At 47.1% G+C, this 20,175-nt stretch carries 24 protein-coding genes; 20 read left to right on the forward strand and 4 right to left on the reverse strand.

What is annotated here, in order from left to right; genetic code table 11:
- Positions 1-137 precede the first annotated feature (137 nt).
- From VLX91_07375 to VLX91_07420, 10 genes are all read left to right on the forward strand, one after another.
- Entirely contained in the window at positions 138-671 is a 534-nt protein-coding gene (locus VLX91_07375) for a DivIVA domain-containing protein (protein HUI30020.1), read from the forward strand.
- 20 nt (positions 672-691) lie between these two features.
- Entirely contained in the window at positions 692-1,513 is an 822-nt protein-coding gene (locus VLX91_07380; protein HUI30021.1) for a purine-nucleoside phosphorylase, read from the forward strand.
- A 44-nt stretch (positions 1,514-1,557) separates the two neighbouring features.
- Complete coding sequence (locus VLX91_07385; protein ID HUI30022.1) at positions 1,558-1,797, forward strand: DUF2905 domain-containing protein; 240 nt, start codon at positions 1,558-1,560, stop codon at positions 1,795-1,797.
- A 5-nt stretch (positions 1,798-1,802) separates the two neighbouring features.
- Entirely contained in the window at positions 1,803-4,988 is a 3,186-nt protein-coding gene (gene ileS, locus VLX91_07390) for an isoleucine--tRNA ligase (GenBank protein HUI30023.1), read from the forward strand.
- A gap of 33 nt (positions 4,989-5,021) precedes the next feature.
- Entirely contained in the window at positions 5,022-5,534 is a 513-nt protein-coding gene (locus VLX91_07395) for a TraR/DksA family transcriptional regulator (protein HUI30024.1), read from the forward strand.
- Positions 5,535-5,593: 59 nt separating this feature from the next.
- Positions 5,594-6,247 (forward strand): signal peptidase II, encoded by a 654-nt coding sequence (gene lspA / locus VLX91_07400; GenBank protein ID HUI30025.1) that lies wholly within the window; start codon positions 5,594-5,596, stop codon positions 6,245-6,247.
- A gap of 72 nt (positions 6,248-6,319) precedes the next feature.
- The gene (locus tag VLX91_07405) at positions 6,320-7,327 is read left to right on the forward strand and encodes an RluA family pseudouridine synthase (protein ID HUI30026.1); all 1,008 of its coding nucleotides are present in this window, start codon (positions 6,320-6,322) and stop codon (positions 7,325-7,327) included.
- 183 nt (positions 7,328-7,510) lie between these two features.
- Positions 7,511-7,882: a VOC family protein gene (locus tag VLX91_07410; protein ID HUI30027.1), complete on the forward strand. Its 372-nt coding sequence runs from the start codon at positions 7,511-7,513 to the stop codon at positions 7,880-7,882.
- Between the two features lie 18 nt (positions 7,883-7,900).
- On the forward strand, positions 7,901-8,377 hold the full coding sequence (locus VLX91_07415; protein ID HUI30028.1) for a DUF6252 family protein: 477 nt from the start codon (positions 7,901-7,903) through the stop codon (positions 8,375-8,377).
- Complete coding sequence (locus VLX91_07420) at positions 8,374-9,255, forward strand: MauE/DoxX family redox-associated membrane protein (GenBank protein ID HUI30029.1); 882 nt, start codon at positions 8,374-8,376, stop codon at positions 9,253-9,255. The genes VLX91_07415 and VLX91_07420 overlap by 4 nt, the downstream gene beginning before the upstream one ends.
- A 154-nt stretch (positions 9,256-9,409) precedes the next feature.
- Here the strand turns inward: VLX91_07420 and VLX91_07425 are convergent, their stop codons facing one another.
- Both VLX91_07425 and VLX91_07430 read right to left on the reverse strand, forming a co-directional pair.
- A complete protein-coding gene (locus tag VLX91_07425; protein HUI30030.1) occupies positions 9,410-10,138 on the reverse strand; it encodes a hypothetical protein in 729 nt (242 codons plus the stop codon).
- A gap of 242 nt (positions 10,139-10,380) precedes the next feature.
- Complete coding sequence (locus VLX91_07430) at positions 10,381-10,734, reverse strand: hypothetical protein (protein HUI30031.1); 354 nt, start codon at positions 10,732-10,734, stop codon at positions 10,381-10,383.
- A 327-nt stretch (positions 10,735-11,061) separates the two neighbouring features.
- Here VLX91_07430 and VLX91_07435 point away from each other — a divergent pair, with 327 nt between their 5' ends.
- Positions 11,062-11,508, forward strand: coding sequence for a heme-binding protein (locus VLX91_07435; protein HUI30032.1), 447 nt, complete (start codon positions 11,062-11,064; stop codon positions 11,506-11,508).
- Between the two features lie 146 nt (positions 11,509-11,654).
- On the forward strand, positions 11,655-12,074 hold the full coding sequence (gene msrB / locus VLX91_07440; protein HUI30033.1) for a peptide-methionine (R)-S-oxide reductase MsrB: 420 nt from the start codon (positions 11,655-11,657) through the stop codon (positions 12,072-12,074).
- 41 nt (positions 12,075-12,115) lie between these two features.
- Here the strand turns inward: msrB and galK are convergent, their stop codons facing one another.
- Positions 12,116-13,354: a galactokinase gene (gene galK / locus VLX91_07445; GenBank protein ID HUI30034.1), complete on the reverse strand. Its 1,239-nt coding sequence runs from the start codon at positions 13,352-13,354 to the stop codon at positions 12,116-12,118.
- 86 nt (positions 13,355-13,440) lie between these two features.
- On the reverse strand, positions 13,441-14,847 hold the full coding sequence (locus VLX91_07450; protein HUI30035.1) for a hypothetical protein: 1,407 nt from the start codon (positions 14,845-14,847) through the stop codon (positions 13,441-13,443).
- Between the two features lie 107 nt (positions 14,848-14,954).
- Here VLX91_07450 and VLX91_07455 point away from each other — a divergent pair, with 107 nt between their 5' ends.
- The 8 genes from VLX91_07455 to VLX91_07490 all read left to right on the forward strand — a co-directional run.
- A complete protein-coding gene (locus VLX91_07455; GenBank protein ID HUI30036.1) occupies positions 14,955-15,428 on the forward strand; it encodes a response regulator in 474 nt (157 codons plus the stop codon).
- 12 nt (positions 15,429-15,440) lie between these two features.
- Positions 15,441-15,797 carry an STAS domain-containing protein gene (locus VLX91_07460; GenBank protein ID HUI30037.1) on the forward strand — a complete coding sequence of 119 codons (357 nt, stop codon included), beginning with the start codon at positions 15,441-15,443 and terminating at the stop codon, positions 15,795-15,797.
- A gap of 54 nt (positions 15,798-15,851) precedes the next feature.
- On the forward strand, positions 15,852-16,580 hold the full coding sequence (locus VLX91_07465) for a MotA/TolQ/ExbB proton channel family protein (GenBank protein HUI30038.1): 729 nt from the start codon (positions 15,852-15,854) through the stop codon (positions 16,578-16,580).
- A gap of 23 nt (positions 16,581-16,603) precedes the next feature.
- Complete coding sequence (locus VLX91_07470) at positions 16,604-17,125, forward strand: biopolymer transporter ExbD (protein HUI30039.1); 522 nt, start codon at positions 16,604-16,606, stop codon at positions 17,123-17,125.
- A complete protein-coding gene (locus VLX91_07475; GenBank protein HUI30040.1) occupies positions 17,118-17,615 on the forward strand; it encodes a biopolymer transporter ExbD in 498 nt (165 codons plus the stop codon). The genes VLX91_07470 and VLX91_07475 overlap by 8 nt, the downstream gene beginning before the upstream one ends.
- 16 nt (positions 17,616-17,631) lie before the next feature.
- Positions 17,632-18,387, forward strand: a complete 756-nt coding sequence (locus VLX91_07480) for an energy transducer TonB (GenBank protein HUI30041.1) — start codon at positions 17,632-17,634, stop codon at positions 18,385-18,387.
- Position 18,388: 1 nt separating this feature from the next.
- Positions 18,389-19,111 carry a TonB family protein gene (locus tag VLX91_07485; GenBank protein ID HUI30042.1) on the forward strand — a complete coding sequence of 241 codons (723 nt, stop codon included), beginning with the start codon at positions 18,389-18,391 and terminating at the stop codon, positions 19,109-19,111.
- Between the two features lie 252 nt (positions 19,112-19,363).
- Positions 19,364-20,175 (forward strand): substrate-binding domain-containing protein (locus VLX91_07490; protein HUI30043.1); only part of this gene is annotated, 812 nt, incomplete at its 3' end.

Consider the following 20,175-nt stretch of genomic DNA (forward strand, 5'->3'; position numbering starts at 1 on the left):
GCCTTGACAAGGTCTTCTTTCTCAGTCTGTTGTTTTTAAGTTCTCCGTTTTTGTTCCTTCCCCGGTGCGTCTTAATACTTTGATTTTCCTCCATCTATCGGTTATATTTTGCGCTTAGAAATGGAACAAGCATCGCGATGAAATTAACTCCAATCCAAATTCGCAAGGCTGAATTTGCCAAGAAAATGCGCGGATTAGATTCCGAAGAGGTGGAAGCTTTCCTTGAAACCATTGCATCCGACTTCGAAGAATTACTCAAGGAAAACATGGAACTCCGCGCCCAGAAGTCGGTCTTAACTGATGAACTTCAAAACTATAAGAAGATGGAGGACTCGCTTCGTTCTCTAGTTACACAAGCTGAGAGGGCGGCATCCGAGTCCAGCGAGTCGCTGAGAAGAACGTCAAAGATCGTGGAGCATGAGGCTGAGGTCAAAGCCCAGCAAATATTGAACGAGGCAACCCAGGAGATGGTTCGCGCAAAAGCGAAACTCGCCGAAGTGAGAAATCTCCGAGAGACAATCGTGAAAACAATCCGGACGATACTCACCGCGCAGCTTGACATGTTGAACTCGCTTGAAAATGAACTTCTGAAACAGGAGCCTACCGCAGAGATTCTCGACATCAAGTCGATTGTTGCATCCATCGACAAGCTAGGGGAAGAAAATAAGTGAAAAGTTCGGACAATGAGAAAATGGGCGAACTCAAAAGAAAGATCATAGAGTCCGTCGGGTTTATCAACAAGCATGTGAAGGTTGAACCGACGGTAGGAATAATTCTCGGGACCGGACTCGGCGCCCTCGCGGACGAGATTGATAAAAAAACGATAATTGACTACGGAGACATTCCGCACTTTCCTCTTTCGACTGTTGAATCACATCATGGCAAGTTGATTCTCGGACGCATCGGCGGTAAAAATGTGGTTGCGATGCAGGGGCGCTTTCATTTTTATGAGGGCTACACCATGGAGCAGATAACTCTGCCGGTCCGTGTAATGAAATTCCTTGGTGCAAAGACTTTGATTGTCTCGAATGCAGCGGGCGGACTCAATCCGAATTTTCGCAGAGGCGACCTCATGGTCATCGTGGACCACATAAATTTGCTCGGACAAAATCCACTTATCGGCCCGAACGACGATTCTATCGGCCCGCGTTTCCCTGATATGAGCGAGCCGTATTCAAAAGAGTTGATAAGTATTGCGATGCAGGCTGCGCTCGACAACAAGATCAGAGTCGAGCGGGGAGTGTTCGTCGCTATGACGGGTCCAAGTTTGGAGACGAGAGCGGAGTATAGGTTTCTTAGACAGATTGGCGCCGACGCAGTCGGCATGTCGACGGTTCCTGAGGATATCGTTGCCGTTCACATGGGAATGAAGGTCTGCGGATTTTCCGTCATAACCGACGAGTGTTTTCCTGATTCGCTTGCGCCGGCTGATGTGAACGATATTATCCGAGTTGCGAAGGAAACGGAGCCGAAGTTGACGAAGTTGATGAAGACAGTGGTTGAGAGAATCTGATTGGATGGAATATTGGGATCATGGATCGACGGATGGTTTGGTGAATGGACGGATTTCAAAGTATCGGAAAATCGCTTGTCATTATCGGAGGAATTGTTGTCCTTGTCGGACTTTTCCTTATCATGGCAGAAAAAGTTAATGTTCCGTTCCTCGGAAAACTGCCGGGCGACATCTATATAAAGCGGAAGAATTTCCAGTTTTATTTCCCGATTGTCACGTGCATCGTTCTAAGTCTGCTATTGTCATTTATTTTTTATTTGATTTCGTATTTTTCTAAGAGATAAACGAATTGATTAAGTTCAAAGAAGTCAGCGACAAAATAAAATATTCTGATCTTGAAAGAGAGATTCTTGAGTTCTGGAGAAACAATAAAATTTTTGAAAAAAGTGTCGCCGAGCGCGAGGGGAAACCGGGATTCACTTTTTATGAAGGACCGCCGACCGCAAACGGCCGTCCAGGAATTCACCATGTACTTGCTCGAACTCTGAAGGATCTGGTCTGCCGTTACAAGACTATGCGGGGGTACCAGGTTCATCGCAAAGCGGGCTGGGACACTCACGGTCTGCCGGTGGAGATCGAAGTTGAGAAAAAACTAGGTATAAAGCACAAGGACGAGATTGTCAGCTACGGGGTTGAGAAGTTCAACGAGCTCTGTAGAAAATCGGTCTTCGAGTACAAAGACGATTGGGAAAAGATGACCGAGCAGATCGGATACTGGGTCGATCTCAACGATGCCTATATAACGTGCGACAACAATTACATCGAGTCCGTATGGTGGGCGCTGAAGAAATTCTTCGACGCTGGCATGATATACAAAGGACATAAGATCCAGCCGTATTGCCCGCGCTGCGAGACGCCTCTCTCATCACATGAAGTTGCATTGGGATACGAAGACGTGAAAGACCCGTCGGTCTATGTCAAAATGAAATTGCGTGATGCTGAGAACACGTTTTTCCTCGTATGGACAACCACGCCGTGGACGCTCATATCCAATGTGGCACTCGCCGTTGGAAGCGACATAGATTATGTGAAAGTCGAGCACAAGGGTGAAATCTTGATTCTTGCAAGAGCAAGGTTGTCGGTACTCGACGGCGATTACTCTATCATCGAGGAGATGAAGGGAAGCAAGCTCATCGGGAAAGAGTACGAGAGAATCTTTGATTATATCCCCGTCAACAAGAAAGGATTTTACGTAATCCACGGCGATTTTGTCAGCACGGAGGACGGTTCCGGAATAGTTCACATTGCGCCGGCGTTCGGCGAGGACGATTACAACGCCGGGCGGGAGCATGACCTTCCAGTCCTCCAGCCGGTCGACAGGAGCGGAAACTTCACAAAGGATGTTACGGATTTCGCGGGCAAGTTCGTGAAAGATGCCGATCTTGAGATCATTGCCAATCTTAAGCGGCGGAATATTCTTTACAAGAAAGAGACCATCACGCACAGCTACCCGCATTGCTGGAGATGCAAGACCCCGCTCTTGTATTACGCTCGCGCATCATGGTACATCGCCACGACGAAGTTTGCGGCGAAGATGGTGGATCTGAACAAGCAGATAAACTGGGTGCCGCCGGAAGTCGGGATCGGAAGGTTCGGCAACTGGCTTGAAGAAAACAAGGACTGGGCTTTATCGCGCGATCGGTTCTGGGGAACACCGCTGAATATCTGGGTTTGTCAGAATGAAAAATGCGGACACCTGCAATCCGTCGGGAGCGTGGAAGAGCTAAAGAAGGCGGATCGCTATAATCTCGCGGTTGCCCTCGCATTGAAGAACGACGAGTTGGATTTGCATAAGCCTTTTGTCGACGCGATCGTCTTGACCTGCGAGAAGTGCGGAGGTGAAATGAAACGGACTCCGGAACTCATAGATGTATGGTTCGATTCCGGCTCGATGCCGTTCGCGCAGTACCATTATCCGTTTGATAATGAAGATTGGCTCGAGAAGCATTTCCCTGCGGATTATATTTCGGAAGGCATCGACCAGACACGAGGGTGGTTTTACTCGATGCACGCGATTGCAACTTTTCTTTTCGACAGCCCCGCCTATAAGTCCGTCATCAGCCACGAGTTGATCCTGGATAAAGACGGACAGAAGATGTCGAAATCGAAAGGCAACGTCGTCGATCCGTTCAAAGTAGTTGAAGATTACGGCGCCGATACCGTAAGATGGTACTTGATTGCTTCCAGCCCGCCGCACAAACCGAAACTTTTCGACGAAAGCGGGCTCGTCGAGGTTCAAAGAAAATTTTTCAGCACGCTTCTGAATACTTATGCGTTCTTCACCCTGTATGCGAACATCGACGGCTTTACTTATTCCGAACCGAGAATCCCTGTGAGTGAGCGGCTCGAAATTGACCGCTGGATAGTCTCAGTGATGAATTCGCTCGTGAAAGATTATTCAACCAGCATGGATGCTTACGACGTCATGAAGGCAGCAAGGGCGGTTTCGGATTTTACTATAGATCAGCTTTCAAATTGGTATGTTCGCAGGAGCCGCAGAAGATTCTGGAAAGGCGATATGGCGAAAGACAAACTTTCGGCATATCAGACGTTATATGAATGTCTGGTCACGGTCGTAAAATCGATGTCGCCTTTTGCTCCGTTCCTTTCGGAAGAGCTTTATAGAAACTTAAACGGAGTTACAAGCCTGGAGCCGCACGAATCAGTTCATCTCTCTCGTTTCCCCGAAGTGAATGAGAGTGAGATCGATTCTCAGTTAGAAGAACGTATGGCACTTGCGCAGAAAATAGTTTATCTTGCGAGGGCAATGCGAGCGAAATCAAACATCAGAGTTCGACAGCCGCTTAAAAGAATCATCGTACCGGTTTCTTCCAATCATGTTCGTGAAACCATTTCGCAGGTCGAGAGCGTTATTCTCGACGAGATCAACGTCAAATCGATCATGTACGTAGACGACGATTCGGAGTTTATCAGCAAGGGAGCTAAGCCTAATTTCAAATCAATCGGTCCGAAGTTCGGCAAGGATGTTAAGGTTGTTGCCGAGCTGATAAAATCCATGAACTCTAAGGATATCAGGGCTTTGGAGAAAGCCGGTTCGATAGATTTACATGTCGACAGCAAAGCGTTCCATGTTGTACGAGAAGACGTTGAAATATTCAGTCAGGAACTTTCCGGATTGCTGGTGGAGTCGGACGGAGGCTTGACGGTTGCACTGGACACAGAGCTTGATGAAGGTCTCAAGCGCGAAGGAATTGCACGGGAGTTCGTGAATCGGATTCAGAATCTAAGAAAAGATGCGGGGTTTGAGGTGACAGATAGGATATCCGTGAACGTAGATTGCCCGGCCGAATTCACTGATGCCGTCGAAAAATTATCCGATTATATAAAGTCGGAGACACTTGCCGTCGATCTTTCAACTGAGTTCCAGGAAGGCGAGTACTCCGAGGATGTTGAAATAGAGAAACAGAAGTTTAAAATTTCATTGAGCAGGGTAAAAAATGCCGCGAATCATTAACATTGAATCGGGGCGAGTAAAGGAGAACTAGATATGGCAAAGAAAAAGGCGGCTAAGGGAGCGCGAGCGGTGAAGGCGAAAGCAAGTAAAAAGGCCGTCGCAAGGAAGAAAAAAGTTCGTCCGGTGAAAGCTGTGGCTTCCCGTTTTGTCGCGGTAAAAAAGGCTATCCCCAAGAAGGGTTTCACGAAGGATGAGCTTGAGCATTTTCGGGGAATCATTCTTGAGAAAAGAAAGCAGATTATTGAAGAGCTTGAATTAATGAATGAAACTCTGAATGACAATTCAGGGGGTGATTACTTTGAGGAGAATTCTCCGTATTCTCTCCACATGGAACAGGGGACGGACACGATGGAGAAAGAGAAAAATTATTTGCTTGCGGCGAGACAGAGAAAGTTCCTCGAATATTTGGACGACGCAATAAAAAGAATTGACCGAAGAGTATACGGATTCTGCCAGGACTGCGGGAAGTTGATCGACAAGGCACGCCTCGAGGCGGTTCCTCATGCGCAGCTTTGTATTTCATGTAAGATGAAGAGAGGCCAGTGACTGCCTTGCCCAAAGCGGCTTCTTCGGAGCATCGTACCACATATACATTTCATTAAAGAATGGAGCACCATAATTTGAAGGTACTTTACGTTTCACTTTCGGTTGTGATTGCAGATCAAATCACGAAACTTCTTGTAAGAGGTGTACAGATCCCTTTTCTCGGAATAAACATCACAGGCATGCCGCTCTATTCGAGCAAATCGATAATTGGGGACTTTCTCAGGTTCACCTACATAGAAAATCCGGGTATGGCGTTCGGAATCGATTTCGGTTGGAAATCCTTCTTCGCAATTTTTTCGATCGTCGCCAGCATAGCGATATTTTTTTACTTGTACAAGGTTCGACAGGAAAGCAAGATCGTGCGGTTTTCTCTCGCGATGATTCTCGGCGGTGCCGTCGGAAATTTGATAGACCGCGTTTTTTACGGTCCTCTATTTGACGGAACGTCGCTGTTCCACGGCCGCGTCATCGACTTCATAGATTTCGACTTTTTCAACGTAAGCGTTTTTGGATATAATTTTTCCCGATTTCCGGTTTTCAATATTGCGGATGCATCGGTCACTATCGGAGTGATAATGCTTCTCATATTCCACAAGCGGACCATCGAAGAATCAGACACAGTCATGGTAAATGACCAGCAGGCCGAAGGCGCGCCGTCGGGAGAAAACTCAGTTGGACAAACCGGTGAGACTACGGGCTCAGCAAAGGGCTGAACGACGGATCGAACGCGGTACCTGGATCTCAGGAAATCGGATCTTCTATATAGTACATATCCCGAAGGGATCATGCCGTTGGCAATTCGGAAAGTTGAATTCATCGTCGCCCCCGGGCAGAAGAAAGAGCGGATAGACAAATTCCTCTCCGCCCAGCTTGAAGGCTCAAGCCGCGCAAAAGTACAAAAGTATATTGACGATAGCCGCGTCCTTGTAAATGGAGAACCCGTCCGCGCCAGCTATAAGATATTACCCAATGACGCGATCGTCGTAAACATTCCCACCTCGGCTCCTCTTGGCAGAGTCACGCCTGAAGAGATTCCACTCGAAGTGGTGTACGAAGATGAATATCTGGTCGTCGTCAATAAGGCTGCGGGAATGGTCACGCATCCGGGCCACGGTAATTGGAGCGGCACACTCGCGAACGCGCTCTTGTTTCATTGTAGCAGGCTTTCAACTTTGAACGACCCTGCGATGAGGCCTGGGATAGTCCATCGCCTCGATAAAGATACGAGCGGGCTGATCGTAGCTGCTAAAGACGACGCTACTCACGCCTCGCTCGCAAGACAATTCGCTGACAGGACGATCGAAAGAGAATACTGGGCGCTGGTCTGGGGAAAACTCTCCAGCAAACGCGGCCTCATCGAGAGCATGATCGCGCGGAGCAAAAGTGACAGGAAAAAATTTGCGGTTGTGGAAGATGAAGATGATGCCAATGGAAAATTCGCCGCGACGGAATATGAAGTGCTCAAGGAGTTCAAATTCCTTACCCTCGTCAGGCTGAAGCTCAGGACGGGCCGCACGCATCAGATCCGTGTCCACTTTTCTCACATCGGTCACTCTGTTTTCGGAGACCCGACATATCATGGCCGCCGGATCAACTACGGTCCAAATGGATCTTCCCGGGACGAGTTGACGCCACGGCACAGGCAGGAAGTTTCTAACCTTCTCAAGATTATGGACCGGCAGGCGCTTCACGCGAAAACTCTCGGATTCGTTCATCCTGCAACGAAGCAATTCATGCACTTCGACTCCGATTTGCCGGAAGATTTTAAAGAAGTACTCGAACAAATCAGCTGATACCTCCCATCTGAAATCATCGCGACCTCCTTTTTATTGCAAAAACTTTTTGGATTGCATTTGCACTTGACGGCTTTGTAAAATAAATTGGAGACCGAAAGTAAAGGGGGCGTTAACATGGTACAGATGACAAGGTTGATGTCCAAATTGACCTGACAGCCCCATCTAAAAAGGAGGAGGCTGATGAAACTTGTTCTTCATGAAATCGAGCTCAGCGCTGACGATGTCGAAGCCGGCGAAAAGTTTTATAATGAACTGCTTGACCTTCGGATCAGACAAGATCAGAAAGATCTTAAGGTCTTTGACTCGGGCGCACAAGGATTGAATTTCGATATCTCTATTCATAAAACAGGTAAGACATCCGTATCATTTCTCACAGACGACCTCGATGCTGTAACGGAAAAGCTTAAATCGCATGGCGTGCAGTTCGATTGTCCTTGCGCGACCCATCCCGGCATGAAATCCATGATTCTCACCGACCCGGATGCACATTGTGTAGTCATCAATACACCTACCGATTCTTCACCCGATTGGCTCAAGAAAATAGTCGGTTGACTAATAAGGAGCAAAACAATGCAAGCACTTAAGAAACTCTATCCGATTCCGATCATTGCTTTACTATTTCTTTTCCCCGGATGCAGCCGAACTACGTTCGATGCCGATGTCGATGGTGTTCCGATGAACGCTTCTGCCGCTGGGGCACGATATGATGGCGGTCGGCTTGATATCGGTTACAGGCGATACGAGCCGGATACAGCTGGAATTTTAATTGAAATTAATGCTAAAGGGCCAGGGACATTTGTATTTAATGACGACGATCCTAAGACGGGAAACGGCGCGGCCTATTTCCCCTGTGCACACTCGGATAATTCCAATGACACTGTTTTTGCTACGAATAGTCATGCGACAGGCACCGTGACGATTAGTGGTTTAGACATAGAGGAGAAGACTGTGTCGGGATCATTTCAGTTCCAGGCGTCTCAGATTGCCCCGCATGGCTCGAAGGTTGTCAATATCAAAGGCTCATTTGAAAATGTGCCGCTGGAATGACATTGAAAATAAAATTCCAGCATATCGCGGCATTATTGGTCGGCTGTTACTTCATCGTCTCCTGTGCAGGGAAGATTCTTGGTATCGAACAATTCGTGGAAACTTTCCAGAGCTACGGTCTGCCGTCGTTCCTCACACCAGTCGCAGTTGCAATTCCGCCGTTGGAGTTAATTCTCGGCTTTCTTATTATCCTTCCCGCGACGAGGAAGATCGCGAGCGGCATCGTGTTCCTTCTCCTCATAATTTTCACCGGTGCTTTCTCTTATGCTCATTTCTTCAGAGGAGTGGAGCAATGCGGCTGCTACGGCAGGTTTGCCTTCCTCGACAAAAACTTTTCGCAGCTTCTCGCCGTCAACGGTGCACTCATGATTCTTTCGGCGATTCTCTTCGCGATGTCGACAAAGAAACCACTTCTTCACCGCGGAAAGATTTTGGTGGTTGCTGTCACCGTCGCTTCCGTCGCTGGTGTCGTCTCGGCGGAACTTGTCGGACGCGGAGGAACAGACGAAAGATCTGTATATGCTCAGATCATCACGACCGGCAATGACTCCACATATGCGTTGTTCTTTTACGAGATGGACTGTCCGCATTGCTGGAACGCACTCGGAAATGTCGAAGGGCTGCAGAGCAGTAAGGTGGTCGACAGAGTTATCGGTTGCACCTTCGGCACGGATTCAAGTTTAACGAATTTCGAACGCACCTTCCATCCGAACTTCGTCACACATTTGATTCCGGTGGAAAATTTTTTTGAATTGGTTCGTTCTGTTCCGTCAATCGAATTTGTTAAGAATGATTCCATTATCTACAGCGATGAAGGCGATATAAGGTTACCTTTATGGTACGCCCAGCATGTGTTCAAGGAGAGGGCAGGATATTGACGGGTCCTTTGCGAAGCAGCCGCGTCGTGCAGGCAAAATGTGTGAATGCGCTTGCATCCGAGAATTAGAGTCGCGGGTTATTAAAAAAATTTCTTTCGCTGATTATGCAGACTTCGTGTGCACTCAGATGAGCGAAGCACGAAAGTTTTTGAAGTCACATAGTCCGCGAAACGTCGCTCTGAATGTGGGAAACGGGATCATGAGAGATCGAGCCATTGCCCGATTTCTTGTCTTTGAACAGCGTGTGACCCTTCACCAGCCATGAAACACCGAATGAAATAAGAGCGATCGATTCGAGTATAAGAACCGGGTATGCTTTCGAAAGAAATGTGTGTGTTAGGAATGCAATGTAAATGACCATGCATACAACCGATGACAGCATTATGATACCGCACACGGTGTACACCACATTGCGCATTCTCTTCTCCCGGCTCGGGTGGCCACTATGTTTCGTAAAAAGGAATATCGAATTGAAAGCCAGCAGCAGCAGGAACAAAATCGAAAATCCCAGATGGAGATACTGCGAGATGTCGTCTGGAATAAGAAATATTCCGACCCGAACAATTTTCCCGGAAAAAGTCGAAGCAGGAAACGCGACAATTCCCAACGCAAGCACTCCACTCGTATTTGTTATGATGTTATCAATTGTCTCATATCCCTTATACGAAATAAGGAACAGCGATACGCCGCACAAAAGCCCGACGAAGAAATCGCGTACGTTCGTATAATAATAGCCACTGAGAGATCCCATTATGACGAGTCTGCCGTGAATGGAACTTCCTAGGACGACGATGAAAGGGAGCGCTATCCCGAGGAGACCGATCATGCGGCGCATCGTCAAATAGGAGACAATAAGACTTCTATTTCCACCTGTCTGTTTCATGGCGACGGTTATTGTCTAAATCGTTTTTGGGTCATTATATTTGACTCTTAAGAAAGCAACGTCGAATATTCAATTTTGTTCATTTGATCCATATTGCAGCTCTAATTTACGAATTTCGTTATCATAGTTTTGATCCAAAGAAAATTTCCCTTCATGAGATATTCCTCTGATGGTCCATCATCATTATTAAAACCTCATGGCATGGTGATGCGCGACTAATAACACTCACGGTTGTGCTTCGACTAACTGGTTTCCCCTTCGCCACACTGGACGAACATACCCCCGTCTGCGAGTGAGGATACTATGTCGTTGGCGAGCGATCCGATCCTCCACTTTTCGACCTCATCTAATTGAACCGTCTCGACCGTCTCATTCTCATTTAGAATGTTGACGCAGTCTGTGAGAAGCCCTTCTGCGATGAGTGTGAAATCATTTTCTTCCCGGCGGGCGATCATGGAATAGAGCGTGAAACCGACGTCTTCATTTTCGCAAAAAGTGGCTTCGATGTCCCTTTCGTTATATGCCCGGAAGGTTACTCGGTATTCGCCGTCTCCAATCATGACGATACTTTGAACAATTCCCCGGTAGTTTTCCATTTGCTTATCCCTTCAGTTGTTCATCACTAAAAGTCTTAAGCCGGTAGAATCAAACCGGCGGCACCTGTTAGATAAGGAGCCCGGTCCTGCGGCCGGCGGTTCGTGATGCTCCAATAAAGACCCGGCAATCTTATTTCGGAAGAACCATGACATATCTTTAGGCATTCCGCCCCGGCCAATCCCTGCTCCTTGTCGGACAAAACAGATTACGTCGACCAAGAAGCCATTGAAAAGGGAAGGGAAATTACGTTACCTTGAGTTTTAACTGTTCTAAATCTCACCGCCGAATTAGAACGTGCATAATCACAAAGAAATCAGGAGAAAACTATGTCGCAAGAGAAATTACAGACTGCAATTGGCAAAATCATAAATGAGATATCGGGGTTCATTCCAGAGTATATGAGTAATCCATCGGATAAATCTATCTCCAATGGAAATGTTGCCGTATGTGTCATTGACAAGGATGGAAATGTCTGCGGAAGGATGTTCGGGCCCGACAAGAATAGGTCGAGACAATCATTTAAGATTGCATGGACAAAAGCAAGTCAGGTTTGGATCACCGGAATGAGGACGGGGGAATACGAAAGGAAAGTGTTTAATGGAGAGGTTGACGAATATAAATTTGGGATCCAGAGACCGGATTTCATCGGATGGGATGGCGGACAACCCATCACATTGAAGGACGGGACAAATCTCTCGGTGGGTTTCAGCGGATTTCGTGGCGCGAGCGATCTTGAGATTGTGCAGAAATCTGTCGCGAAGACAAAGTTGTAAAGAAGACATAAATGCTCGTTCAGAGTATAGTGATCCGCATAGTTTGTTCTCAAGTCGATCCCGTAATGCAATGACAATTGAATTTTTCCAACGTCTTTGTTGTTTTGAAGATGGAAGCTTTAATGGTTTCAAGAAAAGGAGAGAAAATGTCTGATCAAAAATTGAGTATGGATGAAAAGATTGCAAAGGATGATAAAGAATGGAAGGAAGATCTGTCCCCTGAGGTGTACCACATTACGCGCGAAAAGGGAACCGAGCGAGCGTTCACCGGCAAGTATTGGGACTTTCATGGAAAGGGAATGTATAACTGCGCCTGCTGCGAAAACGAACTTTTCGATTCTGAGACTAAGTTCGATTCGGGATCCGGCTGGCCGAGCTTCTACAGACCCATCTCAGGTGAAATGATCGAAGAAGAGAAGGACATGAGCTTCGGAATGATCAGGACGGAAGTCAAGTGCGGTAAGTGCGGTGCACATCTTGGCCATGTTTTTGAGGACGGCCCGAAACCGACAGGACTTCGTTATTGTATTAATTCCGCTTCATTAAAATTTAAAGAGAGTGCCTAATCACTGAGAGGTGATAACCGAACGCTGACAGTTGAGAGTGGTCAGGATTTCTCCACTCTCGACCCGTAGCCGGTTCTTGCGATGAATACTGTCCCGTTTTCGTACCCCCTTCTTTTGTACTCGAAGGCGATTTTTTTTGTCAATTCATCTTCATTTCTCGAATCTACAAGACAGATCGCGCTTCCGCCGAAGCCCGCGCCGGTCATCCTTGACCCGTAAACCCCTTCAAGCGGCTCGGCTATGTCCACGAAGGCGTTTAATTCCGGTCCGCTGACTTGAAAGTTGTTGCAAAGACTCATATGCGATTCCAGCATCATGTCTCCGACAAATTCCTTGTCGCCATTTGTCAGCGCAGCACCAGTTTTTACTGCCCTGTCATTCTCACTCACAACATGGAGTGCCCGCAGGTACAGGGTCCGATCCACTTCACCGTCGACATTCTTCAGCTCGTCGATTGTAACATCTCTAAGCGATGTGATACTTCTATCGAGGACCTTCGACAACTCAGCAACTGCTTCCTGGCATTGTTGCCGCCGCTTATTATATTCCGTTGTGGCGAGTGCCCTCTTCACGCCTGTCACACAAACGAGTATTGAGCAGTCTTCCGGCATGGTAATATACTGGTGTTCAAGCGTTTTCGTGTCGATCAGAAGGGCCGACCCCTCACGCGCGAATTTTGCAACAAACGGATCCATGATCCCCGATTGAACCCCGACAAATTCATTTTCAATTCGCTGGGCAAGAACGGCCACGTCTATGTCCTTCAGAACAATTCCGGATAGATAGGCGATTGCTTCTATTACCGAAACGACATAGGCAGCTGAGGAGCTGAGCCCGCTACCGCGGGGAACTGTGCTTCCGACCGCGAAATTTATTCCTTCAACTGGTCTTTCCGCGTTGAGTATCGTGCAGGCGCCCTTGATATAGTTTACCCAGAAGTTCGTTTGTTCGAATTTTCCAGACAAGATTTCAAAAGAGGTTTTCTTGCCGAGCTCTTTTGAGAAAGCGATGAAAAGATTTCCGTTGCGTTTTCCCGCCGCAGTGTACGTCCGGCGATCAATAGCGATCGGCAGCACGTAGCCTTCGTTATAGTCAGTGTGTTCACCCATTAGGTTTATTCGGCCAGGAGCACTTGTGACGACATCAGGCATCTTACCGAATTCCTCGCGATAAAGTCTGACTAAGTCCTTCTTGATGTCGCCTTCCAAGACCACCTCTTCCTTTGAATTAACGGCGGGTCGCTGGTGATGTCTGACTCTCAACTTAGAGTGATCGCTCAAATCGATTAGTTCCTTCTGACTTGCAATTTACAGATCCGTCCCTCCTGCCTTGCTAGGCCCTCTCCGGTGGACACTCTTAGAAGATACTACGTCTCTGTCTCAATAGCCTCCTCAACTCTTACAAATCGATCTTTCTTAAATTTAACAACTGCTGCAACATTTTCAAGTGAACCAATAAGATTTGTCCCGTGAATGTGTCGAACCTTCGCATCCTGGCGTGCCGCCTCCTCGACAATATGATAAACCACGTCAGGGACCTCGACGAGTTCCTCCCCGCAAGAAACGCACATTCCGATTTGTTCCAAGGGCATTTCAGAGAAGTGCGGCATTCCGCATCCCGGACACACAGTGCCAGGTTTCGAAAAGTCATTGGCGACGACCACTTCTTGAAGGCTGTAACTTTGGGCGGCTTCTATGACCCCCTTTAAACCTTTTACAGCGTAACCTGTTCTCTCAAGCTCTGTCATTATCTTACGCAGCAATTTGTTCTCTTCTTTTAGATCGAATTCACTCTCAATGGTTATTGCTTTTGAAAGAACCTCCTCCTCTTTAGCATGAATATCGACGTCTGAAATACCGATTATGTTTTCACGAAGTCTCGGATGCAGAAGCCGCGCGAGATGATCACCCAGTGGCTTCCTTGCACCGATAATCAGCTTATCAAAGTGATGCATGAAAAAATGAGTTTTCAATAGTTCTGCCACGAATGATAGATGAAGGTGAGTTGCTCCCTCTTTTTTTTGAGCCAATCTCTTCTCGCGTTTCATGAAAGTCTCGAGTAATGGTTTCTTAGGATTTTTCGCCTCGGTTGAGAAATCAAGATGCTCGAGAATTTCGCCGATGTAAATTTCAAAGAGCCTCGTGTGTCTTGAATCAGTTAGAACCACCCCGATCCGAAAATGCTCTTCAAGCAGGGCGAGAAGAGGGCGTACATAGAAACTTGTATCGATCACCAATCTTGATTTCACCGGCATCGGTAGCCAATACATCCGATAAAATTTCTCTCTGGAATTAGCGAAGATTGCTGCAGATTTATACTTCATGGCCGAACTGCCCAGCGAGATGGATTTACGAATCTGCTCGAGATTTTCCTCGGCGGCCTGTAGATATTTTCGATTGATGTTGAGACTATTAAGTTCTTTGCGTGCATTCTTTATGAGATCCTTGGTTTCAATATCACGCATGTCCCTGTTGTGCAAGTCCGTATTTAAATACAAGGAAACAGCAACCCCGTCTTCGGCAGCATAGTTCAACAAAGCTTTCACTTCGTCGTGAGTAATCATACCATCCTCCCTCGATAGTCTTGTTCCAATGTAAGATGGGGTTAAGCTAAAGTCAAGAAAAACTATCTGCGGGTCATTCGAGGGACGTGCATTGATTGATCCCTCCGTGGCGGATGGATCGATTTGATGATAACCCGTTTGAAGGAAGCTCACGATCACGTAGGCGCCGGCCATCAGAAGTTGGGTGCCGAAAGTCTTTCTGTCTTGCAAAGTCGAAACTTGTCTTGCATTTTGCACGCCGAAATCTGCGAGGCTCCTCGGATGTATAGTTAGCGTGATTCAATTTAAGCGTAAATTGGCATTTTTGTTGCGCGATCATGAATTTCTCTCGCGGCATTGTAGTTGTGTATTTGCTTAACGTGAGCGCATCGAAAAAAACGAAATCACAGATTGCTTGGAAGATTTTGATTGCGGTGCAAGACCTCAGGATGGCTGATCTGATTCATGAATATCTTTTGAGAAGCGGTCACAAAGCCATTTGTGAATCGAACCTTGATACCGTTCTTCAGACATTGAGCGGTGCGCACATTAATCTTTTGATTGTTGATGGAGAAATGCCTGAGAAAGTGTTGAGAAATTTTGTGGAAGCAGTTGCCCGAGTGAAACCTGGATTGCCGGTAATTGCTGTGGGAATGTCCGAGCATGAGACACAGAGCAGGACGCTCTCTGCCTTTGTGAGTGCTTTTATTGAGAAACCATTTAGTATCGCTGATATTTCAAACACCATTAAAGAAGTACAGGCGCAGTTCCCTGTGGGTTCGTTCGGGAATGCGTCCCTAAAACTAAACTAAAACGAGGGCAAGATGGCATTAAAGGTATCGAAACTGGCTGACGGCGAAGTTGCCGTAGTCGAACCCAAAGGGGAACTTATAGGCGGAGACGAGACGGATGAGCTTCGTTCCGAGATCGCAAAATTATCTGCTGAGGGTAATAAGAAACTTGTAGTCGATCTCGGCAAAACAACTTATCTAAACAGCACCGCTATCGGCGTTTTGATCTGGGCGCACACCCACTATGCGAAGACCGGCGGTGAAGTGAAATTGGCTAGCTTAAACAAAAATATAAAAAACATTTTCGTAGTAACGAAATTAACGATGGTCTTCGATGTCCGCGACACGCAGATCGATGCCGTCGCGAGCTTTTCGAAAGGCAAGAAATAGTCTTATGGTAAACTCATTCTTAAACAAAAACCTTCAAAAGGAGGCTTAACTGAAATGAAACAAGGATTATTCGCAACTATCCTCATCATCGTTGCATTTGTGGTTGCTTGGGCAATTTTCACGTACACATTGCCGGACTACATACGAGCTGGCGGTCCGCTTGTGGTGCTTTTGATCATGCTTACGATCATGGTGTTCACATATATCTTCGAGCGTATCTTCTCATTGAGAAAAGCACAAGGAAGGGGAGCGCTCACGAACTTTCTCAAAGCTGTGGAAGACCATTTGAACCACGGCGACATCCGATCCGCTATCGAGATTTGCAACAAGCAGCGCGGATCAATGGCTAATGTCATTCGCAACGGACTGGAGAGATACCAGGAGCTTCTAAAGGATAGCCATGTCTCTGCGGAAAAATATATGACGGAAGTTCAGCGGGCTATCGAAGAAGCGACAATGCTTGAAACTCCACTTCTCGAAAAGAACCTTATCGTGCTTTCGACCATTTCATCGATCGCGACCATGGTCGGTCTTCTCGGAACAGTCATCGGGATGATTCGCGCATTCCGCGCGCTCGCCCATACCGGGGCCCCTGACGCAATCCAGCTTTCGGTCGGTATTTCTGAAGCTCTGATCAATACAGCCGGCGGACTCATAGCAGCTATCACGGGAATTGTCGCCTACAATTTCTTTGTTAATAAGGTGGATAGCTTTACTTATATGATCGACGAAGCGACTTCGAGCATTATCGCTATTTTGAACTCACGTAAGTTTGACAAATAGCATAATCCCTAAGGAGCTACCAAATGCCAAGAATTAAGAAACATCGTCTAGGAATCAGGATCGATATGACGCCGATGGTCGATGTCGCAACACTGCTGGTGCTGTTCTTCATGTTGACGGCATCGTTCAAGCCGCCTGAGGCTGTGAGCATAACACTCCCAACTTCGGATAAGGGTCCGCCTGTGCCTGGAAGTGGAGTCATGACGATCTCGGTGGACAAAGGCGGACAAATCTGGATGGGTTTTGATCAACAGCAGATAATGAAACTGCTCTTTGAAAAGGCGTATCCGAATGGAATCCCTGACAAAGAAGGAAAGTTGATTCCTGTTTGGCTCATGCCGGCCGTGCCCGTACAGGAAAAGGATTTAGCTAGCCTTGTCGTTGAAGCTCGTCTTCAAAATATTAGATTGATAACGGTGATCAAGGCAGATAAAGACACCGATTACGGACCGGTGATGGACGTGATGAACGATCTTCAGAAAGCGCAGGTTACAAGATTCAATCTGCAGACCGAGCTAAAAGAAAGCGGAGGGCAAAATGGCTGATGTCCAAACTGCCGAGCCTCATGGAAAGAAGAAAGGCAAGCATAAGAAAAAGAGAAGAGTAGCAGTCCGCATCGACATGACGCCGATGGTCGACGTGATGTTCCTTCTTCTGACATTCTACATGTTGGAGACGGCTTTCAGCCGACCGCAAGCCATGGAGATTAACATCCCACCCGGAGACAGTAAAGTCGAAGTCGCTGCTTCGAACTTGATGACAGTTAGGATTATTGCCGACGGATCAATATACTGGAACATCGGGACAGATGATGCGAAGAAAGTCGAGTGGAAAGATTTCCGTAATCTGATTATCCAAAGCAATAAGGCAAATACTCGACTCATAACTCTGATAAAGGTCGACCGCAAAGCAAAGTATCAAGACATGGTCAATGTTATTGATGAATTGAACGTTGATAACGTCACGAGATTTAGCTTAGCTCCCATGACTGATGATGATAGAAGAGCACTCGCCAAAATTGGCGTGCAAGTTTGAAAGGAGGTTGACTAAAATGGCAAAGAAGAAAAAAATCGTGGCACCTGAAGACGAAATGATCCAATACGGTGCGCCGATGCTCAAGATGTTGGCGAAGAGGTATACCGGTTGGGGATTGACGCTCGCAATTGCGTTCCACCTTGTTGGGATTGGAGCATACTGGGGCCAGGAATGGCTCAGCGAGGACAATGACAACGTACCGACAGTGCGTCTTTTGTCTTACACTGAATTGGGACCGCCTCCTTCGATTACCAACCAGGAAGCGTTGGCTCAAGTTGCCGTCCAGTCTCAAATGGTCAAGCCGACCGTCGGTGTTCCTGTCCCCGTCCCCGACGCTCAGGTTTCGCCCGAGCAGACTATTGCAACCCAGCAGGAATTAAGCAAGATTGCGGGCCCTGTTACTCAGGGAAATACCGGTGGAGATTCAGTCGGAGTTTCCATGGGAGATTTCAAAGTCAGCGAGGACGAAGGGCCGCCACCTGATTTCGTCCCTGTTGAAAAGCAACCGCAAGTCATAAACCAAGTCACCCCCAAATATCCCGAACTTGCTCAACGAGCAGGTATCGAAGGGAGAGTTTGGGTAAAGATTTGGGTTGACAAAGATGGAAAGCCGCACAAAGCCATCGTGGTGAAGAGCGATGCTGAGATCTTCAATCAACCTGCGATGGATGCGGCAATGGCAACGAGGTTCACTCCGGCCATCATGAACAAAGGTCCTGTTGCTGTTTGGGTCGTAATCCCCTATACATTCAAGCTGAACCAAGCACACTGAAATGATGAAGTCGGTCGATAGCACTATTCGATACACTGAGCCAGCCCTCAAAAGGCTGGCTCAGAGATACGCCGGTATCGGATTAGCTGTCGCCTTGGTTGTTCATTTCAGTGCAGTTGGTGCATATTGGACATTGGAATATTTCAATCGTTCCCACGAGCAGGTTATGGACATTCCTATCGGGCCAATTATTTTTGCTCCGCCTCCTTCGATCACTCACCAGCAGCCTGTAGCTCCGGTTGTCGTTTTGGGTACAAAGCCAGACGTTGGTATCCCCGTGCCGGTTCCAGATGCATCTGTTTCAATTGATAAGACGATTCCACCTCAGAGGGAAATGAACGGTGAACATCCCGGCATTCCTAGTCCTGATAAGGGGAACGGTATTTACACTGGACCCCTCACGGTCCCCGACAGCGATGTACCACCTCCTGAGATCTTTAAACCGTTGGAGCGATTCCCTGAAGTAATAAGACAGGTGACTCCAAAATATCCGGAGCTTGCTGTGCGAATAGGAATCGAAGGAAGAGTTATTGTAAAGTTGTGGGTTGATAAGGAAGGCATGCCGCATCAAGCGAGTGTTTTGAAAAGCGACGCGGAAATATTGAATCAATCTGCAATTGATGCCGCGATGGCAACGAGGTTCACTCCAGGCATCATGAACAAGGGCCCTGTTGCTGTTTGGGTCGTGATTCCTTATGCATTCAAGTTGAACCAAGTACGCTGAAATTGACGAGGTCGGGAAATCTCTTCCCGACCTGTATAATAGATGACTTAAATCCAAGGGATCCTTTGCATAAAGCACTTAAATATTTTGCTTATTCCATGTCCGCCATCTTTTTTTTCGGCGGATTTTTTGTTATTTTTGGAACATTCGTTCCCGAGTATGTTCCGAAGCAATTCAGGATAACTCTGGGGATTGTATTAGTGCTTTGGGCAATCTATCGATTCATCATTACCCGAACTAAATCTAAGCAGTATGAAGAGGAATAGAATCCTTCTGGTCATTATAACGGGGCTGTTTTTTGCTGCTTCCTCATGCAATATGAAGAAGGGCCCTGCTCCGTCTCCGACCGAAGGCAGCATGGATGTGTATTGTGCGGAATCGGTGTCGCCTTCGGTTACTCAGATCGCGGATGATTTTAACTCGCTCTATTCGAAGGCGCACATTACGGTCCATGATGTGCCATCACGCACCGCGATCGTCAAGCTGTTGAACAATGAGACTAAATTGATTGCAACTTCCCGGCGATTCAACGAGGATGAACTTGATGTGATGAAAAAGTATAATATCGAAGTCGATTCGATGATAGTTGCTTATGACGCAGTCGTTGTTATAGTGAACCATGATAATCCCATCGATGCAATAAACACAGATCAGCTCAGGAGTATATTTACCGGGAAGATAACCTCCTGGGAAAAATTGGAGAAAGGATTTCGGGGGAGGATAATCCCCGCGCTCTCGAGTCCTAATTCCGGGGTCGTTGAATTTTTCAAGAACAGAGTCTTGAGAAGCGAGAAGTTTGCCGAAGCTTACCCCTGCACGACCATGGCGCACGTTTATACCTTCGTCAGAGACAATAACGATGCTATCGGTTTCATCAGCGCCGATTGGCAGAATGCAGGACCAAGATTATTGCCGGGTAAGAACCCCGCTCCTAAGTGGGTTCAGGTTGCCGAAGTGGATTCGAGCGCGATCAGTTACATCGATCCCAATACTCTCGGGACCTATTATTACCCTTACCAGGCACACATCGGCAGACGCTACTATCCTCTGACGCATCCCGTTTA

The sequence above is a fragment of the Candidatus Acidiferrales bacterium genome (assembly GCA_035515795.1).
In the GTDB taxonomy this organism is placed as follows: Bacteria; Bacteroidota; Ignavibacteria; order Kryptoniales; family JAKASW01; genus JAKASW01.